Raw genomic sequence first — 11,346 nt, forward strand, 5'->3', positions numbered from 1 at the left:
CCATGCTGATCGCACAGGTCACGGACATTCATCTCGGCTTCGACCCCGGCAATCCCGCCGAACTAAACCGGCAGCGGCTCGACCAGGTCCTTGGCGCGCTGATCGACGGCCCCAACCGCCCTGACCTGCTGCTCGCCACCGGCGACCTGACCGACCATGGCGACCTTGAAAGCTACCGCGCGCTGGCGGAGGCATTCGCCCAATGCCCCTTCCCCGTCTGGCCATGTATGGGCAATCATGACGACCGGGACAATTTCGCCGCGATCTTTCCGCACGTGCCGCAAGAGGGCGGCTTCGTCCACTATGTCGTCCCATTGGACCACCGCCGGATCATAATCCTCGACACGCTGGAAACCGGCCGCCACGGCGGCGCCTTCTGCGACGCGCGCGCGGCATGGCTGGCCGCTCGGCTCGATGAGGATGCAGAGACGCCCACCCTCATCGTCATGCACCATCCCCCCGTAGAGGTGGGCATCGACTGGATGAACACGCACCCGGAGGAACCCTGGGTCCAGCGCTTCTCTGCCGTGATCGCTGACCGGCCCAACATCACCGCCCTGGTCTGCGGCCATCTCCATCGCACCATCACCGCGCCGTGGATGGGTATGGCGGTGGCCATCTGCTCTTCGACAGCGCCGCAACTCGCCCTAGACCTGCGCCCGATGGACCCCGATACGCCCGACAACCGCCCCATGATCATAGCGGACGCCCCCGCCTATGCCCTGCACCGCTGGACCGATGCGGGCCTCGTCACGCATTTCGAAACGGCTGGGGATCATACCACTCTGGCGAAATTCGATGCAGCGATGCAGCCGCTCGTGCGGATGCTGATGGACGAACGGCCCGCCTGAACTGACCTCTGCATGCCTAAAGGTCGCGCCTCCTAAACGGCCCCGCCTGCGACCGGCGCCCGTCCACTTACTTTGCCGCCATGTCGTCCAGCGCGGCGTTCAATCGCTGCATATCGGCGCGCGACAATGCTTCGCCCAGCGCGAGTTTTTCGCGCGCGATATTAAGCAGTGCTTCCAATCTTTGCAGCCTGACCAACCCGCCTGCCGATGCGGTCGATGCCGTGGCCGTCAACTCCGTTGGTCTAGCGTTCATCATTTGCTCCATTCTGATCTGCAGCGGCTAAGGTCCGCGAGGGCTCGGGCGTCAATGGGTCAGCCAAACTGCCAGTCCCGCCCCTGCAAGCAAAAGAAGCAAGCCGTTCACGATGACCGCCCCCCAAAGTGTGTCATCGCGAAACAGATCGGCAGTTAATCGCAACCTGCTGAGCTTTGCCGGACGGCCGGTCGTCGCTGAGGGGCCGTCGCCCGCCACTGCGCCGCCCTCATTTTCCCAAGCGCCGACTGCTCTTTCCAGTCGCCGCTCCCGCGCGAAGGAATCTGCGCAAAATGTTCGCTCTCGCGCGGCGCCCAGGGCAAGTGTCTGCCGCTCGACATTGGCATGCAAATCGCGCTGTCGAAGTGATGAAGATGATGATGATGATGATGAATTGGGTGAGACGGACATGTCGCTCTCCTCGCCAAACGGGAGCACAAGCCTCTCTCAGTCACGGCATGTCTGGAAAAATTCAGCCGGGATAGGTCAATATACCATAGGCCCTTTCGGCGGCCTAATGGACTCTTCGGCTCAATGCGCGGGGAATATGTCTGTCAGATGGGCTGGGGCCGTATATGGTCGAGCAGCGCGCCGCCTAGCTCGTCCGCGCTTTCGCTCCCGAAACATGATAGGTTCGCCATACCGCGGCGCCAGCATCTTGCGAGCGCTGCAGGAGGCCGCCCATGGCTCGAAATGACAATGATCTGTCCGCGCTCGATGCCATCATCATGATCGTGCTGATTGGCCTCACCATGGGTGTAGGCTGGATGCTGTGGGGCTGGCTCTTCACACCATAGCCCTCACGGGCCGCCCACCCCGGCTCAGCGCAGCAACGGCGGCCGCCACGCCTTCATGTCCACATCATCGCTGACCTTGTAAGGCACGCCCTTGGCGTTCAGGAACAGCCGCTCCATTTCCGGCCGCGTGAAGGGCCGCGATCCGATCCGTCCGAACACCGCCATCTGCCCACCCGTCTCGTCCACCGCCCGGTCGCGGTCCAGCCCCTTGGACAGCGCCAGCGCAGGTGAGGGCGTGCGCGCCCAGGCGATCAGCTCGGGCTTGGGCGCGGGGGAGAAGCCATAGAAATTGGGCTGGCTCGCGGGACTGGTGAGCTGGATCACCTTCATGCCGTTCCGCCCATCCGCGACATAGGCGAAGAGCGAGGCGTTGGTCGTGCCGACCATCACATCCTCCACATCCGTCATCTGCCCGCCAAACGTCTCCTTCGCATAGACGCTCGGCCGCAGCGGATTGGTGATGTTGATGATCGCGAGGCCCTCCGTCTTGGCCGCGACATAGGCATAGGTGCGCGCCAGATAGATGCGCCGCGCATCGGCCAGCGGCACGGTCGCCGAAGGCACTGCCACCGGGTCGGTCAGCCGCGTCACATCGAACAGCTTCAGGCCCTCCGCATCCGTCACCCACAGGTAACGGAACTGGATCGCACTCGCCCGCGCGTCCTTCATGGGCCGCACCGCCGCCAGCTTGGGATGCACCGGATCGGCCAGGTCCACCACCACCAGCCCCACATCAGCGGTGATATAGGCGATCTGCCCCGCCAGCTGGATATGCCGCGCTCCCTTCAGCACGCCATCGGGGTTCCAGGTCACCGCGCGCTTGAGGAAATTGTTGCGGAATTCGCCATCGGCCATGGTCTCGATATTGACCATGATCAGCCCCTCGACGCTGTCCGTCACCGCCGCATAGCTGTAGATCGGCAGGAACGGCTGCTCCTGGTTGATCGCGCGCAATTCCTTCGTGTTACGCAGCGGATTGACCGGCTGATTGGTGGCTAGCGCCATGCAGGTCGCATTCTTTGACGCCACGCCCGCATTATGGCCGAGTTTCGAGAAAGGCCCGCTCAATATCGGCTCGGAAAAGCCCTTATTGGCGATCGACGCCACGTCATAGACGCGGAAGCCGCCCTTCCCTTCGGCCACGAACATATATTCGCCGCGCAGTTGCAGGCAGCCGACGCGGCCCGCCGTGCCCTTTACGACATTGCGGAACTCCTCGACCGGCCGGGTTTCGCCCGACGCCTTCTTGTCAAAGAACTTTCCCCGCACCCAATTTTTCAGCTCGCGCTTGTTCTGCTCGACATGCAGCTTCCAATAATCGGGATAGGCATATTTCTGAAGGTAACTGCCGATCACCGCCTGCGGCTCGTCCCATTCGGTGACGCGGATCGCCTCGAACCCGCCTTCAAGCCCCGTCCAGGCGTTCAGCCCCACAAAATTCACATAATTGGTGCCGAGCAACAACAGCTGCGACATGATCGCATTATTGTCGTCTTTCGCCGACAGGTGGCAGTCCGAACAGGTCTTCGTCTCCGTTTTCCGCACCGTATGCGGGAAATGCGGCGCGAAGGCCTGGGACGAAAAGCCGATCCCGGAAATTGGCGGCTGCTGGATATAGATGCGCTCGCGATTGATGTTCGTGGACGACAGCACAAGCGCGGACGTCGACCGCACCGGAGCGGTTTCATTCCCCTTGGTCGTCATATGCTTGCCAAGCTGGAACATCTCGTCCCGCGCGACCTGCGGATTATAGGTCGCGAAGTTGCGCGTCTCCTCTCCGTCGAAATGGTGGAGCGTGGTCTTCCAGTTCGCCTCGATCGGCAGGTGACAGCCACCGCAGCTGGTCGTCCAGCTCAGATGGCAGGTGAAGCAGGCCATATTGTCGTCGCCATGCGCGCGGTCTTCCTTCGCGACTCCGGGGCCAAAGGCGAAGCTGCCATCTTCCGCGCCCGACCGGCTCATCAGCTTGGCGCGCGCCGCCTTGGCGTTGAAGTGCGGATTGGCCGGATCGACGCTGTCCTTGACGAGGCTGACCTCCCACTCAAGGCTGGGATCGACGATCGACCGCTGGATCAGCTTGCGCTGCCCGCTCGCGTCATAGAACCACTCGAACCGCCGCTTGCCATCAGGATTGCGCAGCAGCGCGAGGTTTGTGCCCTTGGGCGGAGCCGCCGGCCCGGAGGTCAGCAGCGTGGGATAAGCATCCGCCGTGCCATGGCAATCCTTGCACCCGATCTCGATCGCGTTCGCCACCTCGCCATAGATGAAGCCGTTGCCATGGCTGTCCTGCGCAAAGTGGCAATCCGCGCATTGCAGGCCCTTCTCCGCATGAATGTCCATCATATGGACGGTCTTGCCAGGGTTCACACCGGGTTGGACGAACTTGCCCTCGCCGTTTTTCCGCCATTTCTCCGGATCATCGTTCGACACGATCTTGCCGTCCGCGTCGAGCAGATTGCCCTCCCGATCGCGCTTGAACACGCCCCGGAAGTTCCAGCCATGGCCATGATAGTCGGCGAACTGCGTATCCTTCGCCTTGTCATTCAGGTCATAGACGTTGCGCAGGAAATCGAGGTCCGACCATTTGCCCTTCGGCCCCGCCCCTTCCGGATTGCGCTCCAGCGTCTGATGCACTTCGGCGGCGGTCGGATATTTCTGCTTCGCCGGCCACATCAACGGAGCGTCGGACTCATAGTCCCACATGGTGTAGCCCAAATAGCTGTTCAGGAAGATATTGGGCTGGTGCATGTGGCAATTCATGCACTGCGCCGTAGGGATGGCGCGCGTGAATGTGTGCCGGATCGGGTGCCCGCTTTCCTTGGCCCCTGCGGCCGGAGGGCCGCTTCCCTCGACTAAAGCGACGGGATGATCGGGCTTGACCGTCTCGCCATGCGCACTCTTCAGCGCGCCGTGACCGCCATCCTCATGGGCCAGCTTCCCCGCGATCGTCGGGTCCACCGTCGCCGACTGCCCGTCGCGCCCATATTGCGCATAGATCAGGCTGTGGCGCGGCTCGCGGTCATTGGCATAGACGACATGGCATCCCGAACAGCCCGAATGGCGATAGTCGCCCGGCTGATCATTGGTCCCCATGAACCACATATAGGGGTCGTTGAGGCGGGTTTTGTGCAGGTTCAGCACCGGAATGGCGACGCGAAGGCCCGTCCCCGGCCCCCGGCTCGACTGCTTCAGGTCCGGCCGCCCCGGCTCCTCCAGCCTCTGGATCGATCCGGTGGGATTGGGCAGCCCGATCTCCGCAAACTGCGTCCCAATATTGCGCCCGCCCCGCTCGAACACGCGGAAGATATCGCCCGGCGGCGTCACCTGCCAGTTGGGCAACGGATAGAGTTCGCTAAGCGCCCCGCGCGCCTTCTGCTCCGCCGTCAGCGTGCCCGGCGGCGATCCCGGCGACACGATCTTCGCAGGTCTGCCATCCTTGGTATAAGCCTCGCCGAAGATGTAGTTTTTGAACGGCACGATCCCGTTATTATAGGCTGCCCCGCCCCACAGCATCGCACCCGACGCCATCAGCGATCGCTCGGCCGCCTCGATGGTCTGCATATGGCAGGACCCGCAAGCCTCCCGCGCCACGCGATAATCGCTCGGGTTCACAAAGCGCACGAATTCGGGCGCCTCCCTGTTGAGCAGCGTGTAGGTCCGCTTGGGGTTCGCGGAGGAGGGATAATGCCAGCTTCCCGGATAGCGCGGCAGCACATGCGCCTTGTCCCGCGCCGCCACATAGGCCGCGTCCTCGAACCCATGGCTCGGGTCGCCCCGAACCGTCGCATCGCCGCCATGGCAATCGACGCAGCCCAACATGACTGCCGGAGTTGCATGCATCGACGGCTCGTCGGTTTTGTTATGACAGCTATAGCAACCGTCCGATTTCGCCGCGACCTGTTCCGCCGTCTGGCTCATCGGCGCAGGCGCGGTCTTCGCATAGACGCGCTCGACCGGCTTTTCTGCATCCGACGCATTGAGGATGGCGACAGGCAACGCCAGCGCAGCGAGGATCAGCAGGAAAAGGGCGGAAAGTGCGCGCATCAATAACTCAAGATCAAGTTGCCGAGCACCGAATAATATTCGCGGTTACGCTCGCTATTGGTGAAAAGGTCGCGAAAGCCCGCGCCCGGCAGCAGGGCCGCGCCCGACAGCCGGAACACGATATTTTGGCTCGCATGCGGCCGCCAGATCGCGGCGGTCGACAAATCCCATCCGATCGCCTTGGGAATGCTCCCTTCGTTCCGCAGCGCCTGCAACGTCGCGGTATTTTCAAACCACAGATGGTTCGCATTGGCCGACAGCCGCAGTTCAGGCAGCAGGTCGAAATCCGCCCCCGCCCCCAGCAGCATCGTGCCAGGATTGTTGAAGTTGGACTGGCCCTGCTCCTTGGACGACCGCAGCGAGTTCAGGATGCCGTTCCGGCCGCTGATCCCGATCACGCGCCCGCCGCCCGCAAAGGGGATGGTCTGCCTGATCCAATAGCTTGTATCCGCACCCGCAAAGACCGGATTTTCGAATATCGCATCGAAGCCGTTCTCGCGATCGTCGTAAGGATCGCCATCGCCGCTGGCATAAAGCCCCGACAGCCGGAACCGCATCCAATCCTTGTCGATGCTCGCCTCGGCCACTGCGAAGAACGCCCTGATCTGCGCAGGCCGTGACGTGAAAAAGCTGTTCCGATCCTCGCCCAGCGCCCCATAGAGCGACGCGGTCAGGTTGACCCGCCCAAGCCGCCCATCGGCATTATAACCAAGGTACACAACGTCATAATCCCGCCCGCGCAAGTCGCCCAGCAAAGCGGGCCGCACCGGGAAGCCATTATCGTCAACCTCGATCCGCCCGGCCTCCCGATTCATATTGTAAACGGCAGTGATCTGGCTGGTGAGGCCGGGGATCAGGAAATCCTGCCGGTAGAGATTGGCCAGGAACACCCAATCCCTTCGCGGCGACTGCACCACGCTGTTGAGCCCGCTGTTCGTGTCCTTTTCCAGCCGCCAGAAAGCCGCGAGATTGAACTGGAAGCGGTTATTGTCGCGATTGCCGAACAGGCGGATGCCAAGCTGCTGGTCGTTGAACAGGAAGCCGCGAAAGTCCGACTGGAAAGGCTGGATGCCGACGCGCAGCGACCGGAAATCATAGCGGTCCGACGTGTTCGCCAGGTGATAATCGACGAACAATTCCTGCACGCCCAGAAACTGGTCGGTGCGGTGGCTCGGCTCGGACGGCTCGACGAACAGCACGCGCCGTTCAGGCACATTCACATGATTGATGTTATACGCCAGCGTCAGCCGATACTCGATCTCGGGCGGCTTGAACGCGGTCGATCCCTTGATCAGCGCTACGCCGCCGATGAAGGTCTGGCTCAGCACATAGCTCGCATCCTTGCCGAACACATCGATGCTGCCAGGCCGCTCGGTCGTCTGCACGCCGACGGGAATGGGAAAGGTGCGCGGTTCGATGACCGTGTCGCTCACGGCATTGACGACGAAGAACCAGTCGTCGCCCTTGATAGGCAACCACTTCACCTTCTCCCGGTCGATCGGCCGGTCGCCCTTCAGCGTGTTCTGATTATAGGGGTCGAACCAGCGTTCCTTGACCACGCCAAGGCTCTCGATCAGCCGCCAGCGGTCGGGGATCGGCACTTGATCGACCGGAAAGGCTTCGGGCGGCGGCGCGCGCAGAGCGCCCTTGTTGTCCTGCGTCACCGCCTCGGGCAGCGGCGCTTCATATCCGGGCCGCCGCCGTCCTTCGATCGACTGCTCGTCCGCGCCGACCTCGGGCGCGTTCAAAATCTCTTCCCAATTGTCGGGCGGCGGCGGGGGAACCGGCTCGCCGGGCTGCGCTAGCGCGAACAGCGGCAGGAAGGCGGCAAGCCCCATGGCTATAGCCCCTGACACACATTCTGCGACGCACTGTCGAGGAACGGCGCAAAGGGACAGCTCACATAGCGCAGCCGCACCGATGCGTTGCCAATGTCCACGACAATCTGATCCGACCGGATCGCCGCCGGGGCATTGCCGATACCGCCACTGCGCTGCCCGCCATTATGCGTGCCTAAGAAGCTGATCATATCATCCTGATCAATGCCATCGCCCGACACGCCGATCGCGCCGACCAGCACATTGCCGCGATAGATGGGCACCGATCCCGGAAAGATCTGGATGCCGTTCTGGATGCGGTTGGCCGCGCCGACCCCCGTCACCGCCGAACAGCGCTGCGGCGTGTCGGACGCGCTCGCGCCGGTCACATAGGCCAGATGCGCGGCGAGATCGCCTACCACCAACGCCGACTGCAGGCCGGTCGAAAAGGGATTGAACTGGGCGATCGGGCGGGAGAACGGCCCATTGGGGCGCCCCACCTCGCCATCGGGGAAATAGGGCCGCGACAGATTGCCGTTCGCCCTGTCGCTAAAAGCATTCTTGCCCGTCAGCGCCGTGGGATCGTTGAGGAAGGTCCGCGCTTTCCCCACAAAAGCCGCCAGATCCGCACTGCTGCTCGCCAGCAGGTCCGGCGCGGCATGCGCGCCCGAGAAGAAGGCCGCCGTCCGCGCCTTCTGCAGGCTGACATCCGTGCCGAAGATCGGCGCGTCGGGCGATCGCACGATTCCCAGCGCCGCGCCGCGCGTGTCCACCACGCTGATGGTCACCTGCGCCCGGCTGTCGAGCGGCTGCCGGATCTGCGCCCGCGCCCGGCTCATGATGGCGAAGGCCTCCTCCAGCACCGCCGTCACCTCGGCCGCGCTTAAGGGCTGCGCCACATCCCCCGCATCGGTCGCCGCCCGCACCGGGAAGCGATTATTCCCCGACCCGTCCGTCAGCACGAAGGCGTCACGATTGGAAAATTCCCCCGCCCGCGACGCTCGCACGCCCGAAGCCTCGCTGCCATAGGCGACACCCGCCAGGACCATCGGCGCGGGCTCGCCATAATAGCCGCGCACCGGCACCAGGTTCCCGACGCTGCCGTTGATCGCGGCAAAGCTCACCGCGCCACTCCCCATCAGCCCCGAATAGGCGGCGTCCGAATAGCGCAGCGATGTCCCGTCCACGAAAATGCGGTTCGCGCGGATGCTGTCGGGCGCTTCAAAGCCCAAGGTCCCGGCCAGCGCGATATATTCTTCCGGATCATTGTCCGTATCGGTAACGTTAGGATCGGAACCATAGACCCCATCCGCCATCACGCCGATGCCGCCCACCACGACGCCATTTTTGTAAAGCGGAAAGCCGCCCGGATCGGCCGCCAGCCCGAGCGGCGATCGCTTCGGCCCGATCATCGCCTGCGCGCCTGACGACATGAAGCGCGCCGACAGGTCCGAACAGGGCAGCTGGCTGAACTGCACCCCGAACAGCGGCCCGCTTTCGAGGCCCACCGTATTGGGGGCGGGCGGAAAATGCGCCTGCACGATCATGCTTGCCGTGCGCGTCGAAAAGGCGTTGCCGCCACTCGACAGATAGGCGCCGGTAATAGCCTTGGAAATCGCGCCCGCTTCGGCCGGGACGGTCAAATTCTGCGCGTCGATATTCTGGCCATTCGGCGCGGCGCTGGTCGTCGCGCTGGCCCGCGCGCCATTCATCCGGAACACGGCCAGCACATTGCCGACCCGGTCGGTGACGGCGATCACCGCAGGCAGGCTGCGCGCCTGCGCCTCCGCCACGGCATGGCCGACGACGCTCTCGACATCAGCGACGCTCAACGCCTCCTGCGCCGGATCGGCATAGAGCCGGGTCGCCGTGGGTGCCGGCGTCGGCGTAGGACTTCCCCCGCTCCCACCGCTTCCACCGCCCCCGCCCCCGCCGCACGACGACAGCATCAGCGCCGACAGAGCCGCAAACGCGCTAAGCCTGCGCCTCAATGCTCTCATCGTAGAACCCCAGCGCCGCGAAGCGCGCTACCCGAAACCCCACCGGGTTGCCGCCCGGCTCCCCGATCTGCTGCGTTATGACCGCGGAAGTCGGGCCGAACCTTCGCCGCCGCGCAGATGGCGACGCCATCCCGCACTTTCGGGCGCAGGACCACATGATCTGCGCCAGCGCCCCTCAGCAGCCTGACCAACCCATGCCGCTCAGCCCTCACCGCAACGCTCCAATGCTGCGCGCGGCGCTGCCCAGCGCCGACCGGAAAGCGGCGGGTTGGTAGCCGTTCGGTTCCTTCACCGCCGCATAGGCGCGATTGACGTCCGACCGGATGCCCGCCGCCGCGCCGACGGTCACCTGGCCCGACTTCACCATGCTGTTAAGCAGCGTGTCGACCGCCATCACCGCCTGCACCGATCCTTCATAATCGGTGAAGCGGGGGGCAATCGCTCCGCCCGCAATCTGCTGCACGATGGCGAAGGCCATGTCGCCTTTCATGCCCCCGCCCGCAAAAGCGTCGCCCAGCGCCCGCGCGCTCGCCGCCAGCTTGCCCGCAGCCGCCACCGCCGCCCGCCGATCCGTCGCGATCGCCGCATGGAAGGCGCGGCTGTCCGCATCGAACCGCCCCTCCAGGCCCGGCGCGGCCACCCGCGCAGCCGCCGACAGCAGGATCATATTCTCGTCATTGAAGGGCGGCATCCCCGCCGGGATCGGGCGTCCGGGGTTCGCCTCCCACGTCTTGCTCCGCTCCGCTTGGTCATAGATGCGGCGATGGCAGCTCTGGCAATCGAAGAAGTAGAATTCCGGGAAAGCGCCCTCGCTCCCCTTCGACGATGCGTAAAGCGTCAGCGCGCGTTCCACCGCCATCGCCTGCCCCACCGCCCAGAATTTCAGGCTGTCCGTCCGCCCCTTGCGCCGCGCATAGTCCGCATCCTCGTCATGATGCGCCTGCATCGAGGAAAAAAGGTCCAGCTCGAACGAAACGCGCGGATGCCCCGCCGCCATCATCCGATGGTCCACGAACTGCCCCGCCCGATGGCTGCCGAAATGGCAATCCAGACAGACAGAGGCGCGCGCCTGCGGCTTCTCCAGCGGTATCATCCCCGCCGCAATATTTCCCGCATGGCTCGCCCCCACCGCATAGTGGCCCGCAATCCAGCCACCCGCCGCGCCATGGCATGCCTCGCACCCCACGCCGTCGCTCGCCAGAAAACGCGAGCCCCGCGCCGCCGCCGGAGTAGAATGGCACCCCAGGCACGCGGGCGCTGCCGTGGGATCGCCCAGCCCCAGCGTCGCCGCGATCTGTCGCCCGCGCGCGCCACCAAGCACCGCAAAGGCGCGGCTATGTGCGCCGCCGGGCGTTGAAGGCTCCTGCCAGCGCATCAGCTCGTCCTGGCGCACGACCTTGCCGTCGCCTTCCATCCGGCCGTGACAAGTCGATCCCGCGCAGGAAGCGACGCCCACGAACCCGCGCCCTCCAGACGCATCCGCCGCGCGCAGGCCGCTTTCCGACAGGCCGCCCAGCAGCAACAGCACGAGCAGCATCGCCGCCGCCAGCATCACGCCGGCCGCCCGCTTGCCCATCCTGTCGC

The 11,346-nt window shown here is 64.4% G+C and carries 7 protein-coding genes; 1 reads left to right on the forward strand and 6 read right to left on the reverse strand.

The annotated features are described in order from the left end of the window. Positions 1 to 2: 2 nt before the first annotated feature. Positions 3 to 851, forward strand: a complete 849-nt coding sequence (locus ACFO3E_RS10510; RefSeq protein ID WP_066530672.1) for a metallophosphoesterase — start codon at positions 3 to 5, stop codon at positions 849 to 851. Positions 852 to 918: 67 nt separating this feature from the next. Here the strand turns inward: ACFO3E_RS10510 and ACFO3E_RS10515 are convergent, their stop codons facing one another. The 6 genes from ACFO3E_RS10515 to ACFO3E_RS10540 all read right to left on the reverse strand — a co-directional run bounded on the left by ACFO3E_RS10515 (position 919) and on the right by ACFO3E_RS10540 (position 11,299). Continuing rightward, the gene (locus tag ACFO3E_RS10515) at positions 919 to 1,107 is read right to left on the reverse strand and encodes a hypothetical protein (RefSeq protein ID WP_380804542.1); all 189 of its coding nucleotides are present in this window, start codon (positions 1,105 to 1,107) and stop codon (positions 919 to 921) included. A 48-nt stretch (positions 1,108 to 1,155) separates the two neighbouring features. Further along, complete coding sequence (locus tag ACFO3E_RS10520) at positions 1,156 to 1,515, reverse strand: hypothetical protein (protein WP_380804545.1); 360 nt, start codon at positions 1,513 to 1,515, stop codon at positions 1,156 to 1,158. A gap of 410 nt (positions 1,516 to 1,925) precedes the next feature. Next, positions 1,926 to 5,945 (reverse strand): LVIVD repeat-containing protein, encoded by a 4,020-nt coding sequence (locus tag ACFO3E_RS10525; protein ID WP_380804547.1) that lies wholly within the window; start codon positions 5,943 to 5,945, stop codon positions 1,926 to 1,928. Beyond that, positions 5,945 to 7,783, reverse strand: coding sequence for a hypothetical protein (locus tag ACFO3E_RS10530; RefSeq protein WP_380804550.1), 1,839 nt, complete (start codon positions 7,781 to 7,783; stop codon positions 5,945 to 5,947). The genes ACFO3E_RS10525 and ACFO3E_RS10530 overlap by 1 nt, the downstream gene beginning before the upstream one ends. 2 nt (positions 7,784 to 7,785) lie before the next feature. Further along, the gene (locus ACFO3E_RS10535) at positions 7,786 to 9,762 is read right to left on the reverse strand and encodes a heme-binding protein (RefSeq protein ID WP_380804552.1); all 1,977 of its coding nucleotides are present in this window, start codon (positions 9,760 to 9,762) and stop codon (positions 7,786 to 7,788) included. 208 nt (positions 9,763 to 9,970) lie between these two features. Next, positions 9,971 to 11,299, reverse strand: a complete 1,329-nt coding sequence (locus tag ACFO3E_RS10540) for a multiheme c-type cytochrome (RefSeq protein WP_380804610.1) — start codon at positions 11,297 to 11,299, stop codon at positions 9,971 to 9,973. Between the last annotated feature and the right edge of the window lie 47 nt (positions 11,300 to 11,346).

It is taken from the genome of Sphingobium tyrosinilyticum (genome assembly GCF_042654265.1).
In the GTDB taxonomy this organism is placed as follows: Bacteria; Pseudomonadota; Alphaproteobacteria; order Sphingomonadales; family Sphingomonadaceae; genus Sphingobium; species Sphingobium tyrosinilyticum.